Here is a 22,364-nt window from a genome sequence, read left to right on the forward strand (position 1 = left end):
TAAGAATTTATAATATATTTATAAACACTTTTGAGAAAATAAAATACTTTTAATAATAAATTTATTTTTTATTTGGCGATGTTTATGTAATACAAAATGATGCACAATCTTTGCATCATTCTGCATATCAAAAAACTTAATAATACTTTTTCTTAACTTCTCTTGTAAAACCATAATCAATAATTACAGGTCTGCCGCTAATAATTCCCCAACTGCTTTTTCTTGCTAAATCACCTAACAATAAATTATATTTCTTATTCAGATTCCTTAATTCCCTTAAATTAAGCAATTCCTTTTTACTAGCTACATTGAAATACTTCCATACATGTGAAATGTCATTTATTTTATACGCTTTTTCCATTATTAATAAAGAGAAGTCGTTGGAAGCTTGTATTACTTTTGCAAATAAGTTAGAATAATCATTAGCTGAAATTCTATATTCACACATATTTTGTGCAATTCCTCTTTTATTTTTTGCTACTTTGATTACATATCCATTTCCTAAATCAAATACTTTCCTACCAGAACCTGAACCTATATATCTATAATATCCTCGTGCTACATTAAACATAATTTGATTAAATACAATCCTCATTCCAAGCACCTGCTTCATAATAATATATTTAAAATTATTGTAAAACACTCTACATATTATATTATTCTCTTTATAGTAAATTAGTTCGTATTTATATTGCTTTCGATTTAAAATATCTAAAAATTTTTATATTCTTAGATATTATTCATGATTTTATTTTCTTTCTAAAATAATAAAATGCATCAGTAGTAGTTAATGTTACTATTTTCCTTATAAAAATTTAGGTTCATGAAAATAAATATAAATCCAAAACTGCATTCAACAGATAAATATCAGGATTAAATTACCACGCATAAATTTCTTGCATAGGAATTTTTAATATGTTATCATAGTTTCACGGCAGAGAAACAATTACTTGCCGTAATTGAATATGCTAATATAGATTACAAATTCTGAAATATACGTTAAGCTCTTATTTTGAACCTACATTTAAAATTCGGGAGTTCAATATTTAGATGAAGATATGTACTTTATTGTGAGTCCATTATGGCATTTAGAGCGATTGAATCATCTGTGAAGACACCCACCTATCGAAGGATAGGTGGCAAAATCAGAGTACCGATATTTTGGATTTCATATGTTAAAATGTTTGCGCCAATGCTATTGTTATTAAGCATTGGCGCAAACATTTTAATTTCAGTTTTAATTTGTCTTTTCTACAGGTAATAATAATCCTGATTTTGTTAAAATAGGTCTTATAGCATTATATATAAAGCTTACTAAAATTACAGATACTATTGCATTAATTAAAGTTGTAATCACACTTAGTTTTGCTAGAACTGCTGCCATTTCCTGTGGTTGTCCAAGAATATATTGTTTATAAAAATATCCAACAAGAGGATCAAAAACAACATTAAAAGCTAATCCACAAATTGAAGCAATAATACTCCATTTTAAGATATATTTTTTATCATCACTTTGATCTATTTTCGCATATTTATGAGCAATCAAACCTGTTGTTAAACCAATACATAATTTCAATATAAAAGTTTTTGGTGCTCCTACCATATATACCGGATCAAGCAAATCTGATATTGTCATACCTATAGCGCCAGCTAGTCCACCATACCAGCCACCAAGTAATAAAGCAGCCAATACACAAAATGCATTTCCTACATGTAATGAAACTGCATCTCCACCTGGTACTGGAATTTTAATTTGAAGAAAAGTGAATGATACAAAGCATAATGATGCAAGTAATCCTGTCTGCATTAATTTCACAATTCTATGATTCTTATTTTCCATATAATATCCCCCTTTTTCAAATTTGTGTTTTTATATGTAAATATTGTGACTATTATAGCACTTTAGAATTATCGTTTCAATTGTATGGGTACATATATCAAATGTATTTATAATTTCCTGCTAAATATTTTTAAACTAAATTATACTTATTTATAAAAAATTATTCTATATATATAAGAATATTTAATTAAATTAATACAAAAGCTATTTTTGATATTTGAGTATTGAAAGGAGATTGTTATTATGAATAAAGAACGTGCAAAAGAAATTGCTTGTTCTCCAGTTATGGCTAATGTGACCTATAATGGTGAACAAATTTACATCGAAAATGTTAACGAAAATAATCAAACTGCCAACATACACTTTTGTAACAAACCATCAAATTCACAAGAAGTTTCTTTAACTAGTTTACAAGAACATTAGAAAATAAGGCGGCTATTCATTGGAAAATAGCTGCCTTATTTTTATTTACCTTTACATATGATAAAATTATGATGAAAGGTGGTTTTGCAGTGATTACATTTATAAAATCAAATTCAGATATGTTACTTCTTTTATTAATGTTATTTATAACATTGGATACTTTCTTATTATTCTATAAACTTAAAAAGTACTCATCTCCTGCTATTAATTTAAAAATCTCTTATGATGCTTCAAGAAGTTATTCTTCTTCACTTTATTGCAATAATAAATATCAATTAACTATTATACACTTAAACATAGAAAATGAATCAGCAAATACTATTGAAATTACAACAGTAAAACTGATTGATGAAAACAATTCGTACCTGGCAGTTTTCCCAAAAATAACAGATGATTATAATGAAAATGGTATTACGCTAATAAGTGAAGATAAATCTAAATTTATTAAGATAAATACTTTATCCGAAAATATTCTTAAAAACACTACAATTTGTTCACATAATGATTTAAATGGTTATGCTGTTTTCCAGAATGTTGAGCCAATTACCCAAACAAAAAGTTACAAGCTAATTGTTCAAACTCTTATAGGTACTTTTGAAAAAGAAATTATTCTAAATCCTATTAATATTTAACAATTATAAATTCGAGTTATTTTTTCCAAAATTGTAATTCAACTATTAGCTATCTGCTTTTATCTAATTAAAATGTTAATTAGATTGGTAATTTTGCAAAGGCTACTCCCCTACCTTTTTTGTACTGCAACACTATCCTTAATACAAAGATATAATTTCATATTGAGTTAAACTATACATTAACATATAGTTATAAATTACCTTTTATATATATATGTCGCTATAAAGTTTTTGTATTTTGGTACTGAACATAGATTTGAAGCTTAAACAGAATTCTAAATTCTTTACAGCAACTTATACATTTATATTTTACCAATGAAAATTTTTATTGTTTGTCCAAAAATTACATTGGTAAAAATCATGAAAGAAATTAGACTTCTAAATTTAAATCTGTATAATCAATGTTAGACATATTGTTAAAGCAAAAAATTTAATATGTCTTAAGCTATCATTTAAAATATGGAGGTACTTAATGAATAAAATAAAAAAATATTACATTATTATTCCTATGATTACTGCAATACTATCACTTATTGTCATGGTAGCAACATCGTATAATACAAAGTCAGTTAACAAAAGTTATTCAATGTTTACAGATGATTTAAATTCTAACAATATATCTACAGTTGTAGTAGACAGTTCTCCTAAAATGACTGTAACACTAAATAATGGCGATAAATATTCTACAGATAATCCACATACAGATACATTAAAAGAAAAATTATTACTAAATGGAATAGACGTTAAAGATGAAACTAATCCTCCTCTTACAAAAACTATTCCTGCTAGTATTTTTGTATTATCACTTGTAACACTTGGTGCTATGCTTATATCTAAAGCTCGTGGTGGTGCTTCTTCTGTAACGTCTATGGAAATGCAGGATTTTAGCAAAAATAAAAAAGATGCTTTAAATTTTAATGCTGTAGCTGGTAATGAAGAAGCTAAAGAAAGTTTAATGGATATTGTCGATTTTCTTAAGAATCCTGAGAAATATCAAAAATATGGTGCAAGAATGCCTAAGGGGGTTATTCTTTATGGTGATCCTGGTACAGGTAAAACATTACTTGCAAAAGCAGTAGCTGGAGAAGCTGGCGTTCCATTTTATGCTCTTAGTGGTTCAGATTTCGTACAAGTATATGTTGGAGTTGGTGCTGCTAGAGTAAGAAATTTATTTAAAAAAGCAAAATCTCATGGAAAAGCTGTAATATTCATAGATGAGATTGATGCTATAGGTAAAGCAAGAAGTAATGGAAAAAATGGTTCTAGCAATGATGAAAAAGATCAAACATTAAATGCTCTTTTAACAGAAATGTCTGGTTTTGGACAAGAAGAAGGTATAATTGTAATTGCAGCTACAAATAGATTAGACATGCTAGATAAAGCACTTCTTAGACCAGGTAGATTTGATAGACATATACAAGTAGCATTACCAGATGTTAATGCTAGAGAAAAAATTCTATCTCTACATTTAAAAAATAAACCACATGAAAATATAGATATAAAGGATATTGCTAAAAAAACTATTTACTTCTCTGGTGCAAAGCTAGAAAGTTTAATCAATGAAAGTGCTATTCTAGCAGCCAAAGATAATAGTAATTCTATTACTTCAGCTCATATTGAAAGTGCTTATTCTATAACTTTAGCTGGTCATGAGAAGAAAGAAAGAAGTTATCTAAAAGATGAGGACAAACTTCTTACTTCATACCATGAAGCAGGTCATGGCTTAGTAAGTATGTTATTGCTTCCAAAGGATAAAGTATCTAAAATAACAATTATACCAACTACTAACGGTGCTGGTGGTTATACATTAACTATTCCTGAGGATAAAAATTATCATAGAATCGATTATTTAAAGAATAAAATCAAAGTTTCACTTGGTGGTAGAGCTGCTGAAGAAATTATCTTCGGAAAGGATAAAGTTTCTACTGGAGCAGAGGGCGATATTTCTCAAACTACTGATATAGCATTAAAAATGATAACTGAATATGGTATGGGCGAAACGTTAGGGCTTATAAAACTTTCAAGTGTTGGTTCTCTATATAGCAGTTATGGAAATCCTGTTATTGACGAATGCAAGAAACTAGTTGATCAATTATATGAAGAAACTCTTGAACTTTTAAGAGAAAATAGAGATTCTCTTGATAAAATAGCTTTAGAATTATTAGAAAAAGAATCTTTATATGAAGATGAACTAAACAAATTAGCTATATAATAAACTCTATTTAATAGGACAGTAAATAGCTTTGACATATGAAAAAACTATTTACTGTCTTATACATTTTAGCATCAATTAAATTTTTGCTTAGAAAATATATATGTTGCAATATAATTTCTTCATTAACTTAGTAATACATCATATAGTTTTAATGTAGCTTTAAATTTTCAACATATATATTTAATTTTTTATTAATAAACATCTTTAAAATTAATAAAAGCTCTTTTATCTAGGAATTATCACATTCTGCTTCTGTAATAATTTTATTGTTAAAAATAGTACTACTTTCTCAGTAATATCATGAAATGTTTGTTCATTATGCAATTTATACTCTTTATTTGTTGGATTTTCAAGAATATCCGATTCAATAAATTCAGCATTAATTAATTTGCAGAATACTTTTTCATTGAAGGATTCAATTAATCTAAAATTTTTTTCTCGAATATCCGAGCCATTTATTTCTTCTTTACAAGGCTTGCAGACTCCAATATTAGTTTGCAATATTTCTACTTCATCTTGATGAGTATTTATATTAAACTTTGGTAGAGTTTTAAAAACTACTCTAGTAGCACATTTAAAAGGAACATCAACTGTAACATGCTTCAATTTTCCATTTAGTATTCCTCTACAAGTACACTCTTTAGCAGAATACTCTATGTTTTTCCTAATAAAACCAGACAGGAATAATATTCCGGTATTAGGCTTGTCATTTTCAGAGTTTGGAATAAGTTTGCACTGGTTTACATATGCATTTTTTCTAATGTGTTTAATTTCTAATACATCATCTTCTAGTTTAAGTAAAGATTGAATAGTTATAGTTATATTGCATTCTGTCAATACTACTGGAATATTTACAGTCACAGGTCCTGAAGTGGTATCTGATTCATGTGGAGTATTTTCACAAATTGGCAATGTATCTGAAGAAACAGTTGTTTTGCAAATCTTAATATTACATTTATCTACTTCATTCTTGTGCTCATTATTATATAGTTTGTTATAATAATGTTTTTTATATATTTTATCCACTGGCTTACATTCCGCTAATTTAGATCTATTTTCTTTTGAAACAATATTATAATCTTTATTATTATGTCTTTTCTTTAATAAACAATACTGTTTTCGTTTTTTAAGAAATTCTTCATATTGTTTTCTCTTAAGCTGATTACAATATCGTCTTTTTGAACAGTATATCTTTTTCATAATTTATCCTCCTCTTAAAAATAGCCTAAAACTCTCTTCAAGTTTTAGGCCATTATATATTAATTAATTAATTAATTAATATATAATTCTGTGAGAGTACTTTATATTAAATTCTTAATTAAATTACTATATTTAAAATTTTCCTATACTATTGTTCCTGGAACTATTACTTGTTGTTTTTGCAATACTTTTAATGTTAAATTAACAACTAATTTTTCTGTAAGTGTTGAGAAAAATTGTTCTGTAGGAAGTGTGCAACTTACAGTTGGGTTTGTATGAATATCAACTTCAGTAACAACTGCATTTACTAATTCAACAAAAGGCTTTTCGTTAAAGAATTCAGTAAAGCTAAAACTCTGATCACAAGGGTTACGTCCAAGTACTGGATCTGAACAAGTGTCACAGCTTTGAAGTTGATCTGTAAAATACTCTAATTCACTTGGAGTTGTATTCTCATTAAAAATTGGTCGTCTAATAAAAGTAACTCTAGTTGTGAAATTAAAAGGCACTTCAACTGTACATTGTCCTATATTTCCACAATAATTTGCAGTACCAGCTGTAATGCAAGTTTGAGTTGAATACTCAATATTTTTTCTTACAAAACCTGCTATGAATAATATTCCATTCGTAACAGGTGTAGTAGTTGAAGAAAATGGAATAAGACGTGATTGAGTTAAAAATACATTCTTTTTAATTCTTTTAATCTCCCTAACAGTTTGATCCAATGTGATAGTAGCTTCAATAGGAATTGTTATATTAGTTTCTGCCAATACAATAGGAAGCTTAACAAGTACACTTCCTGCTGGAACAGGAGGAGCTACAGAAGTTTGTTCAGTTAATGGTTGAATTTGAGTAGCAACTGTTGCACAAGATTCTTGGCGTGAGCATCCCATTTCATTTTCAATATTTAATCTTTTGTTATTGCTCATTATAATATTCCTCCACTTTATTTAATCAAAATTTACTTAGTAAATAATGTCTAATATATAGTATGCCTTTTTTGGGTTTTTGTCCCATGAAAATACGTTTTATATCGCAGTTTGGTGCTTTTTTACAAATTGCTAGCCGAACTTGACGACGATAACCAAAATGAAATAATTGATTAAGAATGTGCAAATGTAGTTTGTTCTGTGAGATAACCATAACACTCAAATTATCTATAATTATTTCTTATTATAATTTAGACTCACCATAAAAATGTGTTCTTGACAATTTTAAAATGTCAAAAACACATTTGTGTGGTGAGTCTAAAGTCTATTTTTTATAATTTGCATTTATAAAAAAGTTATTTTAAAATAAAATTTTCTATTTCCAAAGCTACCCCATCATTGTGAACTGTGTCTGTAACTTTTTTAGCATATTTTTTTACATAATCACTAGCGTTCCCCATAGCGATTCCACATCCTACTGTTGATAGCATTTCTATATCATTTTTTCCATCACCAAAAGCATAACTATTTTCTATAGGAATATCTAAGAAATCTAATACTTTTAATATACCCGATGCTTTTGTATTTCGTTTTGAATACAATTCAAAAAAACCATGTTCCTCATCATGAATATAATCATATTCATCATTAACTATAGATAAAAAATAATCTATTCCTTTTTTATCATCACATAGCATTTCTATTTTATAGATATCTAAATTTTCGAGAGAATAATTACCTTCTAAATACTTTTTAGATATTCCAAATGAATCATAAAACGAATGTAATTTTTTATGCTCATCTTTAATATATGAATATGGTTCGCCCTGTAATATATATTGGATATTATACTTTTCAAAGTTGCCCACTATATCATTTATAAAATCCTTATTAATAAATTCTTTATATATACATTTTTCTTTTACTTTTACATATGCTCCATTTGTAAGTACAAAACCATCGAATCCAAAATTGCGTAAAGCTTCATTTAGAAACGCATATGGTCTTCCTGTTGCAATAAAAACATAATCTCCATTTTCCTGCAATGCATGTATTGCTTTCTTTACTCTTGGAGTAATATCTTTTATACCATTTAAACAATCTACTAAAGTTCCATCTATATCAAAAAATACTGCCTTTTTCATAAATCCATCTTCCTCTCCTTATATTTTATTCCTATTCTATATAATTTATTACCGTTTAATATCATTTTATTTCATTTATTATCATTTGTCAATTAAATTAATTGCATTTTAGTATTATAATTGTTAGAATAATAATAAATGAGAATGAATTGGAGGCAACTATGTTTATAGAAGAAAGACATAAACAGATTTTAGATATATTAGAAAGAGACGGAAAGGTATTAGTTAAGGATTTAAGTGCACAGTTTCAAGTAAGTGAAAGTATGATTAGAAAAGATCTTCAAGTTTTAGAAAAAAACAATCTATTACAACGTACTTATGGTGGTGCCATCAACATAAAACGTACTATAGTAAATGGTGAAAGTTTACTCAAGCGAGTTGAAAAAGATATCGATTTGAAAAAGATTATAGCTAAAAAAGCATATGAACAAATACATGAAGGTGATACAATATTTTTAGATGCATCAAGCATTTCCCATCTCTTAACTAAATTATTAGTAGAAAACAATAGAAATATAACTTTGATTACAAATATGGTTGAAATATCATCAATGATAAACTCAGATTCAAAATTACATGTTATTTTTATAGGTGGAGATTACAGTCCATTGGTAGGTGGAAATATAGGTTCACATTCTAATGAACAAATTAAACTCTATCGTTGTAATAAATCGTTTATTGGATGTAGTGGAATCGATCTTAGAGATGGAAATGTAAGTACTGGAGAATCTGAAGATGCAGGTACTAAAAAAGCAATTATGAGTATATCCAAAGAATTATATCTAATGGCACCAACTGAGAGATTTAATTTAGATGGAATTTTTAATTTTTCAAATATAGCTGATTTTAATAGCATAATTACAGAAGCAGTCCCTAACAACACAATTATGACTTTACTTCAACAATATGATATAAATTTAATTTATTAATATATTTGGGCCATTCATAACAAATTGTATTCTAAATACAAAAAGTAGATTGTTTTTTATACTAAACAATCTACTTTTTATTGCTATAATCACATTAATCAAAGTTAATTTCTACGTTATTAATAAGTCTCTTTATGCTCCAATTGTAGCTAAAATTATTGCTTTAATTGAATGCATTCGATTTTCTGCTTCATCAAATACTACAGATTGTTTACCTTCAAATACTTCATCTGTAACTTCTAATTCACTCAAACCAAATTTTTCTCCAATTTCTTTTCCGACTTTAGTTTTTAAATCATGATAAGCTGGTAAACAATGCATAAATATTGCTTCTTTTTTTGCATTGTTCATAACTTCTTTATTTACTTGATATGGTAGAAGAAGCTTCAATCTACTTTCCCAAACCTCATCTGGTTCTCCCATAGATACCCATACATCTGTATAAATTACATCTGCATTTTTAGTTCCCTCTTTAACATTTTCTGTTAAAGTTATCGTTGATTCATTTTCCTTTGCAATTTGTTTGCACTTTTCTACTAATTCTTCTGTTGGAAATAGTTCTTTAGGTGCACATGCTGTAAAATTAATACCCATTTTTGCGCAAGCCACCATTAATGAATTTCCCATATTGTTTCTTGCATCACCCATGTATACAAAATTAATTTCTTTTAATCTTCCAAGCTTTTCTTCTATAGTTAACAAATCAGCAATCATTTGAGTTGGATGGAACTCATCAGTTAATCCATTCCATACAGGTACTCCCGCAAACTTTGCTAATTCTTCAACCACCTCTTGACTGAATCCCCTATACTCTATTCCATCATACATTCTGCCAAGAACCCTTGCAGTATCAGCAACGCTTTCTTTTTTGCCCATTTGTGAACCTGCTGAATCTAAATATGTAACCCCAAGTCCCAAGTCTCTTCCTGCCACTTCAAAAGAGCATCTTGTTCTAGTTGATGTCTTTTCAAATAACAAAACTATGTTCTTGCCTTTCAATTTATCATGTAACATTCCAGTTCTTTTTAATAATTTTAGTTCTTTAGATAAATCTAATAAATATCTTATTTCCTCTGGTGTAAAATCTAATAATTTTAAAAAACTTCTTCCTCGTAAATTTACTGCCATTGTTAATCCCCTTTTCATATAAATTGTATAAGCATTATTTATTATTTTAACTTCTATAGTATTTAACTTTCTCTTAAACTAATACTAGAAAGTTAAAATATTACTTATTGCCATTTATTAAATTATAACCATTATATATTCTTTTGTCTAAATATTATTCTTAAAAATGCATATTTTAATTTATATTTATTATTATATCGTTTTATATGATTTTTTATTTATAATACTAACTCTTAGAAAACTAACAATTTCGTATATCACATTTTTGTTTTTTAATTTAATTTAACCACAATATATATTTACAAGTAAATCAATAAATGTTAAGATTTATTATGTCGATAAATGATTTATTTAGATTTATTTTAACTGAAAAATTAAAAGGGAGGGAAACTTCAGGTATTGTACTGAAGAATATTTATGGGGAAATTAGGATTAAAAATATTAAAACTTATCATGGCGACATACATTATCTCAATTAGCATACTTATTACAGCAAACGTATATATCTTCAAGAATATTTTTTCACAATTACAAGTTGAAGTTGGTAATGCCGCTAATTCAGCTGTGGATGTTATTGATGGAGATAAATTAGAAAAAGTAATTAACAGTAAATCTATGGATACAATTGATTACAAAGAAATACAAAGTTCCTTGGTAAATTTTAAAAATGATCAAAATATAAAATACATATATACACTTGTTAAAAATGATGATGATATACCTTATATGGCGGTTGATGGTTCACTTATAGATACATCTGTCTTTGGTGAAGAATTTAATTTGGAAGATGCGATGACTAGCGCTTTTAATGGAAACGTATCCTTTACAAAAGAATCCAAAACGGATAAATACGGCACGCTTATTTCAGGATATGCACCAATAAAAAATTCTTCTGGTAAAATTATTGCAATTGTAGGTGCTGATGCTGATGTTGGAATATATACTTATATTGTGTCTAAATTTAAGCAAATTTATATACTACTTAGCTTTATTATGATTATTGCAATTACTTTAATTAGCATTATTTTTTCAAATAGAATTTCTTCAAATGTAAACAATATAAAAGATGTTCTAAATAAAATGTCCACTGGTGATTTATCTGTACCTTTAAATATCAGCAGTAATGATGAGATAGAAAATATTGCACAACATATAAACACTTTTAGAATAAAGACACTAGATATTCTTCAAAGGGTTTCGCAATCTTCAAGTAAAGTTGTAAAGCAAACAAATACTTTATGCAACGTGTCATTAGATATAACAACATCATCAAAAACCGTTAATAATTCAATTGATTATATTGCTAAAGAAACTTCTGTCCAAGCTGAAGAAATGGTAAACATAACAGAAGTCCTGAATGAATTTGGATTAAAGCTTGAATCAACTGCTAATTTAATATATGATTTAAATTCTCATGGTGAAATTATAAATTATAGTGTAAAAAAAAGTCATAAAACTCTTGAAAACTTGGAATCGTTCATTCACGATCTTACTTATTCATTTAAAGATATAATAATCAAAATAAAGGGATTAAACGATCATTTATCACAAATAAACGAAATTACAGATTTAATAAATGATATTGCAGATCAAACAAACCTGCTTGCTCTTAATGCAACAATAGAAGCATCGCGAGCTGGAGAGGCTGGAAAAGGATTTTCTATTGTTGCTGAAGAAATTACAAAATTAGCTGAACAATCTAAATCCTCATGTTTACACATAAATTCTTTATTTGAACAAATTGCAAATTATAATGTTAATATTTTTCAAGCATCAAATAAGGTAAACACTAATCTTGACCATCAAGGAAAAGTTGTCAATACATATATAAAAGATTTTAAACAAATTGTTTCACATATAGAAAACATGCTACCAAAAATCACACAAATAAATAGTATTATTGAAATTATAAATAACGATAAAAAACAAATTTTAGATAGTGTTGAAACTTCAACTGCTTCTTCACAAGAAATATCTGCTTCTACTGAGGAAATAACTGCATCAGTAGAAGAATTAAATGAATCTTCTCAGAAAGTTGTATTATCGGTTGAACAATTAAGTAGTATAACACAAGATTTAGATAATTATATAAATTATTTTAAAATAGTTTAATTTACAACCACTTTTTAAGTATAAATATATTAATCAATTCTCATTCACATAAACTAGCACAATGCTCTATTGCTTGAATAAATGTTGCAAAAAGCCTGTACCACTTTTGTTAAAATTAGTACAGGCTATTATGCAAGAACTAATTACAGCATTGTGCAAATATTGTAATTAAATCTAAATTACAATTAACTTTTCTCATTTAAAATGTGTTTTTAACAAACATATTTAATAATAATTATATTTTTTACTATTAAAATATAATTATTATAATTCTATTATTTAAGTTTATATTCCTTATATAACTTCCAAGTATTTTCTTCCCATTTATAAATAGTGATATTATCAAATAAGCAGTAAAATTCACAAGGATATTTATGTACATATTCCCATACCTTATAAAACAATGGTTTTAGCCTCTTTGATGCTAAAGTTACATGAAAGGTTTTATCTTTTCCATCTTTATTTTCAAATTTAATATAATGTAATGTATTCATCTTATCTATTAATTTATCATGAACATTTTTAGCTTCTTTTGACATATTAACATTCATATATATTACTCTATCATCAAAATGACCGTAGTTGTTTATCATAAAAGATTCTGCTTTCTCATTTTGACAAAACTCTTCAAGAATTTTATTAAGATCTGTAATTTCTTTATCATATTCAAAAGGTGCTTTGATAGTAAAATGAGCTGGAAGTTTTGATGATCTTGTCTTAAAATTTTGCATAAGCTCTTTTCTTAAATTGTTATTAAAATCTCCTGCTCTTCCTTTTAATATACAAACAATTACGTACCTCATTCTTTTTCTCCTTATCAAAATAATTTATAATATTATATTAGTATACCCTTACATTATATTTCAATTCATCTCTTAATACTTATTGAAACGCTGATTTATTTTGATGAAGGTATTGTATTTTAAATTTATAAGATAGTGTAAGATATTATATTGTAAATATTAAGAATTGTATTTATTTTACCACTTATTATTATGTTGAATGAAAAAATTGTAAAGTATACAAGTCATTCTTTTGTCATATTTTTATTATTATTATTATCCACTTTTTAATATTTCAAGTTGTGTCAAAGTATTTTCTATACCACTTTCATTCATTTTAGGGAAGATGTATATTTCATGAAAATCTCCATTTACTTTGATATTATTTTCATTTATATATTTTATAATTTGATTATAATGCTCATTGCACTCAAACCACTTACCTTCAAAATATACTGTTAAATATTCTCCCTCTGGCAAAGTAATTATATTTCTCTTATCTTTCAAGGCATTTTCATCAATATTAATCATTATATTTTTATATGTAATTTTCTCTTCTCTATTATTATAAGATGTAATAGTCGATAATTCATAATTTAAAATTTCCGATTTTTTTTCGATACCTAACATTACATTTCTACAACTGAATTCTAATTCATCACTACTATTTGAAATAAAATCATAACATATATATTTTCTCTCTTTATTATACTTAATAAAGACTTTATTAAATTCATGTTCAATGATTGAAGATATACTACTTTTAATAGAATCTACATGATTTTTTATTCTGTTCATGTCTTTCAATTTATCTTCCATAATTTCTTGTTGGGTATTTATTATATGAAGTATTTCTTCCATAGATAAATTTGTACCAATAAAATCTTTTATTTGTTCTAAAGACAAACCTATACCCTTACAATATTTAATTATATCAATCTGAAGAAATTGTTCTATAGTATAATATCTATAATTGCTCTTTTCATTTATAACTTTAGGTTTGAGCAAACCTATTTTATCGTAGTATCTCAAAGTTTGAATCGATATATTATGAAGTTTTGACATTTCTCCAATAGAAAAATTATTCATCCATTACCACCTTTATTTCTTTATCTTACCTTATACTGATATAGCTTTTTTAGTATTAGTTTTTATATTAGCAAAAATATTTATTGCTATAAAAGACAATATCTCTGAAAATATCATGCCTGCCCATATTCCATTTATACCATAAAAATGTGCAAATAAAAATAAAACTATTGGCAAAAATATAAAAGATCTGAAGGAACAAATTAAATTAGAGAATTTAGGCATTTCTATAGATTGATAATACATTGATGTACTTAGATTTAATCCTATGATAATATAAGCCAAACTTGTTATATTAAGTCCATTATAAGTTATATTTATTAATTGAGCATCTCCTGTGAATAGGCCTATAAATTTACTTCCAAACATAAAACATGCCAAAACGAAAACTAAACTTACAACTGTTGAAGTTATTAATGAAAATTTATATATTTTTAACATTCTTTTCATCTCTTTAGCTCCAAAATAATAACTTATTAATGGTTGTGCTCCTAAACCAACGCCCAAAAGCATTAAATATATATTTGTAGTAATATAATTTATTATGCTATATGCTGCAATTCCGCTTTCTCCCATATTAATACCTAATTCTAAATTATAGAAGAATATTATTATTGAAAATGCTATTTCTGCAAAAAAAGATGGAAAGCCTATACTCATAATCTCTTTGATTACATTCATTTTTAATTTTACATTACCAAATGTCAATTGTGTTCTTATACTTAAAAAGTGTGGTAAAATTATAACAATTGTAGCTACTTGTCCTAATCCAGTAGCAATAGCAGCCCCTTTAACTCCCATATGCAAAATGAATATAAAAATATAATCTAATAATACATTCACAAGAGTTCCTACTATTGTTGACACCATAGCCAATCTTGGCCTTCCATCATTTCTTGCAAATCCGTTTAGGACTATTCCTAATAAATTCGGTATACAAAACAAAGAATAATATCTTAAAAATTCTGCTGACATACTCCTCAAATTTTCAGTTGCTCCTAGTAATGTTACTATAGGTTCTGCAAATATTACAAATATAAAACTAATACCAATACTAAACATTATAATAGACTTAAATGCTTGTCTAAAAACTTCTACTGCATTTTCTTTGTTTCCAGATCCAAAGTTTTTAGAGACCAGTGCACCTCCTCCAACCGCAAACATTGTAGCTAATCCAAGTAAAAATATTGTAGCTGGAATTACAATCGCTATTGCTGCCAGTCCTAAACTTCCTACTCCACGACCCACAAATATTCCATCTATAACAGTATATAATGAAGATATAAACATAGATACTGATGATGGTATAGAGTACTTTAAAAATTTTTTTAACATAGATTTACCTTCCTTAAATAATATATTTATTTAAAGTTATTATAAAGTCTATAGTTACTATAGAGTCAATAATGGCAATTATTATTTTTATGAATTCTTTTGCTATGTTTGTATAAGTATTTCAAAATGATTTATAATCACTTCGAAATACCTCATTCATTTAAATAATCTTCAAAGCATAATAAATCTGCATTATATTTTCTTTTATACTTCAGTTTAACAGAAAATATACATAGTATTATGTAACTTATTATTTTTTCACATTCTTAAATATAGATTATTAATCAGTTTAAGAATAAATTTTATTCATATCGATTTTCTTTATCTATTGCTTCATCTCTAATCTCTCTTCTCATATTCTTAAGAGCTGATTTTCTTCTCTCATTTTTTTCAGTTAATTCACGCTTCATTCGTTTATCATCTGTTTTTTCAATAAGCTCTTCTGCTAATTCACAATTTAAAATAGTTTTATCAATATTATATATAATATTAATTCATTAAACAAAGCAGAGGATATTACACTGAAAATTATAATAATAAGAATATTATAAAAATATATAAAAAGACTAGTTACTTTAATTTTGTAACTAGTCTTTGAAACACTTACATAAATTTTACTATTGCTTTTTAAATGCTTTCTTTGGTTGCTTACATATTGGACAAGTATACTCATCTGGCAATTCTTCAAATGGATTATCTCCTTCATACACATATCCACATACACTGCATACATATTTTTCACTTTTCTTTTCTACTGGAGTATTCTCTGCAATATAAGTTGGAGCATTTTTAGGACTTTTTCCTTTTATAACTTTATGATAATATGAATATGTCATAGGACTATCCTCTGAAAGAATATCTGCATCCAAAACCTTACCTAAAAAAACTGTATGTGTATCTGTTTCCATCTTATTAATTACTTTACAAGTAAGATAAGCACACCCTTCCATTACTATTGGCATATTTCCTTTTATTTCATAATTTACGGAATCAAATTTATTTATATCTTTACCGGATTGAAATCCAAATGTCCCAATTATTGATGGATCTGAATTTTCTCCTAAAATAGAAATTGCAAAGTTTCCACTCTCTTCAATACATTTATTTGTATAGTTATTATGATTTATACTAATTGCAATAGTTGCAGGATCAGATGTTATCTGCATAGCACTATTAGCTGTACAGCCAGTTGCTCTTCCATTATCCCATGTAGAAATAATATAAACTCCATATGATAAGTTCCTAAACGCATTATTATTCATAACTATCGCCTTCTTTCTTTTGCTTATTCTATTATAATAACTATTTTCAAATTATAATAATAGTATTCCATACTTATAAAAATAAGTACGTATCATCTTTATTATTAATATTATACCTTAGATAATTTAAGATTTCAAAATTTTCTTTCAATTTATTATATATTATCTAATAATAATTTAATTTACATCAAAAACTTTTACCTATTGTGTACTTCCATATATTTCATTATAATTATACTTACAGAAAGGGGATGTAATATTAGATGGAATTCAATTTAAAAGAAGGTACCTCAATCATTAAAGAATCAAAAGTTACTGAGAATGAGACAGCTATAAAAATGGGATCAGGAGACTTAGATGTTTATGCAACTCCTGCTATGATTGCTCTTATGGAAAACGTAGCTAAGAGCTTGGTAATAGAACAAATTCCACAGAACTACACTACAGTTGGAATTGAGATTAATGTTCAACATATTAAATCTTCGCCTGTTGGAGCAAATATAAAATGTAAAGCTACTCTTACAAAAATAGATAGAAAAAAATTATTTTTTGATGTGGAAGCAAGTGATGACAAAGGTACTATTGGAAAAGCTACTCACATAAGATATATAGTAAATTCGCAAGATTTCATGGAAAAGACAAAAAATATATAAACAAACAGACTGCTTAATTTTAATTGAAATAGTAGATAATTTTGTGTAGAAAATAAAACTATATACTATTTTTAAGCTGCATATTTATGTTAGAATAATTTTAAGCCTGAAGATAATTTCTTCAGGCTTAAATCTTCTTTAATATTTTGCTTTTATGTAGAATTATTATATTCCACAATAAACTATCATAGAATCATGCTTTATAAAGCATCTGCATTGTTTTTAGTTTATTTAACTCCTCATGTTCATGCTATTTTTACACTCTTGGAAGACCTTTCACTGGTTTATGTCTTTTCCTATTTTGCGCTGGTTTTCGTGTATTCGATGTATTTGATGACTCATTATTGTCATTTTCATTGTTTGTAATAAATTTATAGTTTGTCATTTTTATCACCTCAATTTTAGTTTTTACTTATTCTAAAGTTTATATTCATAATCTAAAATTAACTATGTAAAAAGTTATTCAATAGTTTTACTTTTAACAATTATTCCAAGTATAAAATAATTGAGCTTCTAATTTACTACATATGATTTTATTATTTGTCACATCTAAGTTGATTAAAACAATTTTTAATTATTTTTTATTACGGTTGCATTGTTTTTCTACACATTTATTTTTGTCTTCATCTTTAGAACTATGAGTCAGTTCTTCAGAAAATTCCGTTGCTAATCTAGATTGATGTATCTTTCTATTTATGCTTATATTATTACTCTTACTTTTTTCATGCTTATTAAATACTTCAATTCCCATATAAATTAATGAAAATACAGCTATCATTCCTAACCCAACAACAAGCCCTGCTCCTTGCCCAGAAATAAGTGGCATACTAAAAATCACAATAATCATGCTTATTAGACCAATGTAAGACATATATGGAATCCCATTCATTTGAAATTTTCCATCTGAAGCATATCTAATTTTTTTACGAAAACGTATATGAGTAGCCATAATTGCTGCATATGTAAAAAGTAAAGAAAAACCACTTGCACTTATTAAAAATAAATAAATTCTAGGAAATAATAATCCAAATCCTAACCCTAAAAGCATAGAAAACCCTGAAAACACTATTGCCTTATAAGGAACATCCTTTTTATCTTTTAGTAATTTAGGAGCATAACCATCATCTGCAAGAGATCTAAGCATTCGTGCAATTCCAAACATAGATGCAAGTGATGCAGAAAGTATAGCTGTAACAAGTACTAGATTTATAATACTTCCAGCCCATGTAATCCCCCATCTGTTAAGAGCAGCTACCATTGGACTTATACTTTCATTAAGTTCAGCTGTAGGAATTAAAGGAAGTAACGCTATAACAGAAAGTATATAAAATCCTACAAGACTTATAACTGTATAATTAATCGCTTTGGGAATTGTTTCTTTAGGATTTTCTGCTTCTGAAGCTGCTAATCCAATTATCTCAAAACCAGCATAAGCAAATATAACTATAAGCATACTTCCTGCAACACCGCTTATTCCTGATGGTATCAAAGGTTCCCTTGCCAATTCTCCGACTCCTATGGCTGCTCTTCCAGGAATTATCCCTGTAACTAGCAACAATGATATAATTATAAACGAAAATATAGCTATCAGTTTTATTACAGAAAGACCACTCGCTAATTTACTTAACTTGTCAGCTCCTAAAAGATTAAGTAAAGTTACGCCCGTTATAATTATAGTTCCACCTACAGGTATTGATATATTAGAAAACCAGTTATTCAATAAAATCGATACAGCAGTAGCCTCACTAGACATTGAAAGTATCATTCCAACCCAATAAATCCACCCAACAATAAATCCAGTTCCCGGACCAAAAGCTTGCGCTGCAAATGTCATAAAAGATCCCGAATCTGGATTTGCTACAGTCATTTCCGATAAAGCATAAAGTATAAAATATACTAATATTCCTCCTAATATATAAGATATTAAAATAGCCGGTCCAGCAGCATTAATCGCTACAGATGACCCTAAAAAAAATGATCCACCTATTATACTTCCTAGAGCCATCATTGTAAGCTGCCATGCTGATAAACCCTGACGTTTTTTCTCCATAATATTCCCCTCCTATTTATACATCTAGATTAAAAGTAAAGTAAAAATTTATTGTTACTTTATTAAAGATGCTCAAAATAACTTCTAGAATATTATCCCCTAAACTTTAAAATACATTCTTTATAATTTAAACCATTTAATATCCGCTATACATTTTATTTAATACATAAATAACAAAATAATTTTAAGGCACATTTTTTATCCTAATTTTTTATTTAAATTATTATAAACTTCATCTAAAATTACAATTGGATCTAAATTTTTAAATTTATACTCTCTTAGTGGCATATCTCTAAGAATATTAACAATTTCATCAAAACCATTTTTCAAATTTAATTTTTTCTCAATTAAAAATGTTTCAAGTGAATAGTTCTCCCATTCAATCCATCTAACATAATTATCACGTTCATTAATATAATTTTTAAATTCATCATGTTTCTCTATCTTTTTTATTACTTCATCACAAATAAAAAAATTACACACATAACTTCTATATCTCTTAGGTAACGTACAGCCAACTCCTGATTTTACAAATGGACATGCCCTAAAAAACATGGATTTATCTTTAACATCTGTATCATTAAAATGTTCAGTTTTAATATATTTTTTATAACCTACTTTATCAAAATACCCTTTTGCATGAATATAATAATTATAAATATCTACTTTTGGAACACTCAAAATACTTTTTAATGTTTTCAGCCCGTCTTTCCCCTTTACCATTTTATGAATTTCATACAGTGTAAATTTAGGGAAATACCAACAACATCCTCTATTTTTTATAGAACATAAGCTATTTGCAAAAACACTCTGACAATTGCCACAAGAACTACAACCATATTGAGGAATACCTTCATCAACCTTTAAATCAATTTTAATCATAATAACCTCCTATTTTAGTTACAAATTTTACATATATAACCATTATAGTAGTTTTATACAATTATTAAAAGGTTGAAGATAGTTATATTCGTATCAAAAATAAAGTGTAGTTCATTATTTTAAATATTTAACCTTAATCTTAGTTGAAAAAATTTCAAGTGAAATTGCACAAATAAGTATTGATATGGTAATAAATCCAACTTCTCTTATATTAAAATAAAAATCACTTGCCATAAATAATTCAAATCCTATTCCTCCAGCTCCAGCTGCTGCTCCCATTGCCACTCCATTTGTAAAATTAATCTCAAATCTCATAAATGTCCATACTAATAAATACCCCATGGATGATGGTAACACTGCTTGAAATACTATTTGCCACCAACTTGCTCCACTTGCTTTTAAGGCTTGTAAAGTTTCTTCATATATTTCTTCAAAAGTTTCTGAATAAGCCTTTATTAAATATCCAACTGTATGAAAAGTCATGCCTATTACTGCTGCTTCACTTCCAAGTCCTGCTGTTACTGCAAAAATTAAAACCCAAAGTACAGTTGGCACTGCCCTTATAAATGAGACTATTGCTTTTATTATATTTGATACTAAAGGTATGGATAAATTTTTTGCTGCAAATAATCCTAATATTAATGCAACTGCTGAACCTATTACAGTTGTTAAAAATGCTAAAGATATTGTTATTTCCATTTCATGAATAGCATCAGATAATGTAAAATGAGTTAATTCTGCTTCAAAAAACATATTCTTCATATTCGCTAATGTCTGAGCAATTGCTTTAATAATATCTACACCTTTATAATCAAAAGTTGAAAATGCTAATACTGTTAATACCGCTAATGTGCCCAATGTAATTTTTACATATTTTTGAGATGAATCTTTACCTTTTATTTTAATTTTACCAAACATATCTTTTCTAATATTAATATCATAAGGTTTCACTACAGCTTCTGTCATAGTATTTTCCTCCTTACACAGTTAGATATAAATTCAATTGCAAATACTGACAAAACTATAGAAATCACAACTAAACTTGCAACAGAATAATTCATACTTTTATAATATAAATCAAAAATAAATCCTATTCCTGTACCAGTTAATATTCCAATCAATGTAGAACTTCTAATATTAGTTTCTATCATATACAATATCCAGCTAATCATCTGACTAAGGCTAGATGGCAGAACTGATTGAAATACAATCTGGGGATACGATGCTCCTATTGATTCTAAAGCCTCAACTGAACTATCACTAGATTCATCTATAGTTTCAATAAATGCTCTTGTTAACACTCCAAAAGAGGCAAAAAACAAAGCCAAATATCCTGTCAATATGTTTTGTCCAAATGATAATAAAAATATCATTGCCCAAACAGCATCGGGTACATTTCTAGATATAGATGCTATAAATCTGCTAAAAGCACGTATTGCTCCATTTGTTTTAACAACCTTAGAGCCCATTACGCCAAAGAACAATGCAATAATACTTGCTGTGGTTGTTGATGCTATAGACAACAAAATAGTTTCTATCAATTTTGATAATATGCTTGGCAATTTTGCAAAGGATTTTGTATTAGGTATGAATTGACCAAACATCCATGCTATAGCGCTTGGAACTGAACTCATTCCCTTTATAACACTAAACTGCGTAATTTGAGCACATAACATGCAGAAAACTATAATGGTTATAAAAATTATAGTCACTATTCTATTTCTTTTTCTTAAAATATTTATCTTCATCTTCTCACCT

Annotated in this window: 22 protein-coding genes; 6 read left to right on the forward strand and 16 right to left on the reverse strand. The window is 27.1% G+C overall.

Annotation, left to right across the window (positions count from 1 at the left end):
* Positions 1-136 precede the first annotated feature (136 nt).
* Together CLSA_RS11555 and CLSA_RS11560 are read right to left on the reverse strand one after the other, a co-directional pair.
* The gene (locus tag CLSA_RS11555; protein WP_022746515.1) at positions 137-595 is read right to left on the reverse strand and encodes a hypothetical protein; all 459 of its coding nucleotides are present in this window, start codon (positions 593-595) and stop codon (positions 137-139) included.
* 642 nt (positions 596-1,237) lie between these two features.
* On the reverse strand, positions 1,238-1,840 hold the full coding sequence (locus CLSA_RS11560) for an ECF transporter S component (RefSeq protein WP_022746516.1): 603 nt from the start codon (positions 1,838-1,840) through the stop codon (positions 1,238-1,240).
* Between the two features lie 243 nt (positions 1,841-2,083).
* Between CLSA_RS11560 and CLSA_RS11565 the strand changes: the two genes are divergently transcribed.
* From CLSA_RS11565 to CLSA_RS11575, 3 genes are all read left to right on the forward strand, one after another.
* Positions 2,084-2,263 (forward strand): H-type small acid-soluble spore protein, encoded by a 180-nt coding sequence (locus tag CLSA_RS11565; RefSeq protein ID WP_022746517.1) that lies wholly within the window; start codon positions 2,084-2,086, stop codon positions 2,261-2,263.
* A gap of 89 nt (positions 2,264-2,352) precedes the next feature.
* Entirely contained in the window at positions 2,353-2,895 is a 543-nt protein-coding gene (locus CLSA_RS11570; protein WP_041716255.1) for a hypothetical protein, read from the forward strand.
* 472 nt (positions 2,896-3,367) lie between these two features.
* Positions 3,368-5,107: an ATP-dependent metallopeptidase FtsH/Yme1/Tma family protein gene (locus tag CLSA_RS11575; protein ID WP_022746519.1), complete on the forward strand. Its 1,740-nt coding sequence runs from the start codon at positions 3,368-3,370 to the stop codon at positions 5,105-5,107.
* A gap of 228 nt (positions 5,108-5,335) precedes the next feature.
* Here CLSA_RS11575 and CLSA_RS11580 read toward each other — a convergent pair whose 3' ends face one another.
* From CLSA_RS11580 to CLSA_RS11590, 3 genes are all read right to left on the reverse strand, one after another.
* Positions 5,336-6,310: a CsxC family protein gene (locus CLSA_RS11580; protein ID WP_022746520.1), complete on the reverse strand. Its 975-nt coding sequence runs from the start codon at positions 6,308-6,310 to the stop codon at positions 5,336-5,338.
* Between the two features lie 143 nt (positions 6,311-6,453).
* Positions 6,454-7,239, reverse strand: a complete 786-nt coding sequence (locus CLSA_RS11585; protein ID WP_022746521.1) for a CsxC family protein — start codon at positions 7,237-7,239, stop codon at positions 6,454-6,456.
* A gap of 356 nt (positions 7,240-7,595) precedes the next feature.
* Positions 7,596-8,384 carry a Cof-type HAD-IIB family hydrolase gene (locus CLSA_RS11590; protein ID WP_022746522.1) on the reverse strand — a complete coding sequence of 263 codons (789 nt, stop codon included), beginning with the start codon at positions 8,382-8,384 and terminating at the stop codon, positions 7,596-7,598.
* A 161-nt stretch (positions 8,385-8,545) separates the two neighbouring features.
* Between CLSA_RS11590 and CLSA_RS11595 the strand changes: the two genes are divergently transcribed.
* Positions 8,546-9,313 (forward strand): DeoR/GlpR family DNA-binding transcription regulator, encoded by a 768-nt coding sequence (locus CLSA_RS11595; protein ID WP_022746523.1) that lies wholly within the window; start codon positions 8,546-8,548, stop codon positions 9,311-9,313.
* A 132-nt stretch (positions 9,314-9,445) separates the two neighbouring features.
* Here the strand turns inward: CLSA_RS11595 and argF are convergent, their stop codons facing one another.
* Entirely contained in the window at positions 9,446-10,441 is a 996-nt protein-coding gene (gene argF, locus CLSA_RS11600; protein WP_022746524.1) for an ornithine carbamoyltransferase, read from the reverse strand.
* Between the two features lie 417 nt (positions 10,442-10,858).
* Here argF and CLSA_RS11605 point away from each other — a divergent pair, with 417 nt between their 5' ends.
* On the forward strand, positions 10,859-12,553 hold the full coding sequence (locus CLSA_RS11605; RefSeq protein ID WP_022746525.1) for a methyl-accepting chemotaxis protein: 1,695 nt from the start codon (positions 10,859-10,861) through the stop codon (positions 12,551-12,553).
* A gap of 275 nt (positions 12,554-12,828) precedes the next feature.
* Here CLSA_RS11605 and CLSA_RS11610 read toward each other — a convergent pair whose 3' ends face one another.
* From CLSA_RS11610 to CLSA_RS11630, 5 genes are all read right to left on the reverse strand, one after another.
* Entirely contained in the window at positions 12,829-13,356 is a 528-nt protein-coding gene (locus tag CLSA_RS11610) for a 2'-5' RNA ligase family protein (RefSeq protein ID WP_022746526.1), read from the reverse strand.
* A 255-nt stretch (positions 13,357-13,611) separates the two neighbouring features.
* A complete protein-coding gene (locus tag CLSA_RS11615; protein WP_022746527.1) occupies positions 13,612-14,424 on the reverse strand; it encodes a MerR family transcriptional regulator in 813 nt (270 codons plus the stop codon).
* A 30-nt stretch (positions 14,425-14,454) separates the two neighbouring features.
* Entirely contained in the window at positions 14,455-15,759 is a 1,305-nt protein-coding gene (locus tag CLSA_RS11620) for an MATE family efflux transporter (protein ID WP_022746528.1), read from the reverse strand.
* A 302-nt stretch (positions 15,760-16,061) separates the two neighbouring features.
* Entirely contained in the window at positions 16,062-16,253 is a 192-nt protein-coding gene (locus tag CLSA_RS11625) for a small acid-soluble spore protein Tlp (RefSeq protein WP_052334806.1), read from the reverse strand.
* Positions 16,254-16,376: 123 nt separating this feature from the next.
* Positions 16,377-17,021, reverse strand: a complete 645-nt coding sequence (locus CLSA_RS11630) for a flavin reductase (RefSeq protein ID WP_022746530.1) — start codon at positions 17,019-17,021, stop codon at positions 16,377-16,379.
* A 263-nt stretch (positions 17,022-17,284) separates the two neighbouring features.
* Here CLSA_RS11630 and CLSA_RS11635 point away from each other — a divergent pair, with 263 nt between their 5' ends.
* Positions 17,285-17,674, forward strand: a complete 390-nt coding sequence (locus CLSA_RS11635) for a thioesterase family protein (RefSeq protein ID WP_022746531.1) — start codon at positions 17,285-17,287, stop codon at positions 17,672-17,674.
* 256 nt (positions 17,675-17,930) lie between these two features.
* On the opposite strand, the gene CLSA_RS24320 is transcribed toward CLSA_RS11635, so the two are convergent.
* The 5 genes from CLSA_RS24320 to CLSA_RS11655 all read right to left on the reverse strand — a co-directional run bounded on the left by CLSA_RS24320 (position 17,931) and on the right by CLSA_RS11655 (position 22,354).
* Positions 17,931-18,059, reverse strand: a complete 129-nt coding sequence (locus CLSA_RS24320; protein ID WP_257788092.1) for a hypothetical protein — start codon at positions 18,057-18,059, stop codon at positions 17,931-17,933.
* 189 nt (positions 18,060-18,248) lie between these two features.
* Positions 18,249-19,724, reverse strand: coding sequence for an amino acid permease (locus tag CLSA_RS11640; RefSeq protein WP_022746532.1), 1,476 nt, complete (start codon positions 19,722-19,724; stop codon positions 18,249-18,251).
* A 198-nt stretch (positions 19,725-19,922) separates the two neighbouring features.
* Complete coding sequence (locus tag CLSA_RS11645) at positions 19,923-20,606, reverse strand: hypothetical protein (RefSeq protein ID WP_022746533.1); 684 nt, start codon at positions 20,604-20,606, stop codon at positions 19,923-19,925.
* A 114-nt stretch (positions 20,607-20,720) separates the two neighbouring features.
* The gene (locus CLSA_RS11650) at positions 20,721-21,572 is read right to left on the reverse strand and encodes a PhnE/PtxC family ABC transporter permease (protein ID WP_022746534.1); all 852 of its coding nucleotides are present in this window, start codon (positions 21,570-21,572) and stop codon (positions 20,721-20,723) included.
* Positions 21,569-22,354, reverse strand: a complete 786-nt coding sequence (locus CLSA_RS11655; RefSeq protein WP_022746535.1) for a PhnE/PtxC family ABC transporter permease — start codon at positions 22,352-22,354, stop codon at positions 21,569-21,571. The genes CLSA_RS11650 and CLSA_RS11655 overlap by 4 nt, the downstream gene beginning before the upstream one ends.
* Between the last annotated feature and the right edge of the window lie 10 nt (positions 22,355-22,364).

Source organism: Clostridium saccharobutylicum DSM 13864, from assembly GCF_000473995.1.
GTDB classification, from domain to species: Bacteria; Bacillota; Clostridia; order Clostridiales; family Clostridiaceae; genus Clostridium; species Clostridium saccharobutylicum.

What these genes read in the sequence shown, in the direction of transcription:
- CLSA_RS11630 (WP_022746530.1), bottom strand. Translation starts at nt 17,021, where the DNA reads ATGAATAATAATGCGTTTAGGAACTTATCATATGGAGTTTATATTATT.
- CLSA_RS11580 (WP_022746520.1), bottom strand. Translation starts at nt 6,310, where the DNA reads ATGAAAAAGATATACTGTTCAAAAAGACGATATTGTAATCAGCTTAAG.
- CLSA_RS11635 (WP_022746531.1), top strand. Translation starts at nt 17,285, where the DNA reads ATGGAATTCAATTTAAAAGAAGGTACCTCAATCATTAAAGAATCAAAA.
- CLSA_RS11645 (WP_022746533.1), bottom strand. Translation starts at nt 20,606, where the DNA reads ATGATTAAAATTGATTTAAAGGTTGATGAAGGTATTCCTCAATATGGT.
- CLSA_RS11605 (WP_022746525.1), top strand. Translation starts at nt 10,859, where the DNA reads ATGGGGAAATTAGGATTAAAAATATTAAAACTTATCATGGCGACATAC.
- CLSA_RS11640 (WP_022746532.1), bottom strand. Translation starts at nt 19,724, where the DNA reads ATGGAGAAAAAACGTCAGGGTTTATCAGCATGGCAGCTTACAATGATG.
- CLSA_RS11650 (WP_022746534.1), bottom strand. Translation starts at nt 21,572, where the DNA reads ATGACAGAAGCTGTAGTGAAACCTTATGATATTAATATTAGAAAAGAT.
- argF (WP_022746524.1), bottom strand. Translation starts at nt 10,441, where the DNA reads ATGGCAGTAAATTTACGAGGAAGAAGTTTTTTAAAATTATTAGATTTT.
- CLSA_RS11595 (WP_022746523.1), top strand. Translation starts at nt 8,546, where the DNA reads ATGTTTATAGAAGAAAGACATAAACAGATTTTAGATATATTAGAAAGA.
- CLSA_RS11590 (WP_022746522.1), bottom strand. Translation starts at nt 8,384, where the DNA reads ATGAAAAAGGCAGTATTTTTTGATATAGATGGAACTTTAGTAGATTGT.
- CLSA_RS11560 (WP_022746516.1), bottom strand. Translation starts at nt 1,840, where the DNA reads ATGGAAAATAAGAATCATAGAATTGTGAAATTAATGCAGACAGGATTA.
- CLSA_RS11575 (WP_022746519.1), top strand. Translation starts at nt 3,368, where the DNA reads ATGAATAAAATAAAAAAATATTACATTATTATTCCTATGATTACTGCA.
- CLSA_RS11555 (WP_022746515.1), bottom strand. Translation starts at nt 595, where the DNA reads ATGAGGATTGTATTTAATCAAATTATGTTTAATGTAGCACGAGGATAT.
- CLSA_RS11655 (WP_022746535.1), bottom strand. Translation starts at nt 22,354, where the DNA reads ATGAAGATAAATATTTTAAGAAAAAGAAATAGAATAGTGACTATAATT.
- CLSA_RS11565 (WP_022746517.1), top strand. Translation starts at nt 2,084, where the DNA reads ATGAATAAAGAACGTGCAAAAGAAATTGCTTGTTCTCCAGTTATGGCT.
- CLSA_RS11615 (WP_022746527.1), bottom strand. Translation starts at nt 14,424, where the DNA reads ATGAATAATTTTTCTATTGGAGAAATGTCAAAACTTCATAATATATCG.
- CLSA_RS11585 (WP_022746521.1), bottom strand. Translation starts at nt 7,239, where the DNA reads ATGAGCAATAACAAAAGATTAAATATTGAAAATGAAATGGGATGCTCA.
- CLSA_RS11610 (WP_022746526.1), bottom strand. Translation starts at nt 13,356, where the DNA reads ATGAGGTACGTAATTGTTTGTATATTAAAAGGAAGAGCAGGAGATTTT.
- CLSA_RS11620 (WP_022746528.1), bottom strand. Translation starts at nt 15,759, where the DNA reads ATGTTAAAAAAATTTTTAAAGTACTCTATACCATCATCAGTATCTATG.
- CLSA_RS24320 (WP_257788092.1), bottom strand. Translation starts at nt 18,059, where the DNA reads ATGACAAACTATAAATTTATTACAAACAATGAAAATGACAATAATGAG.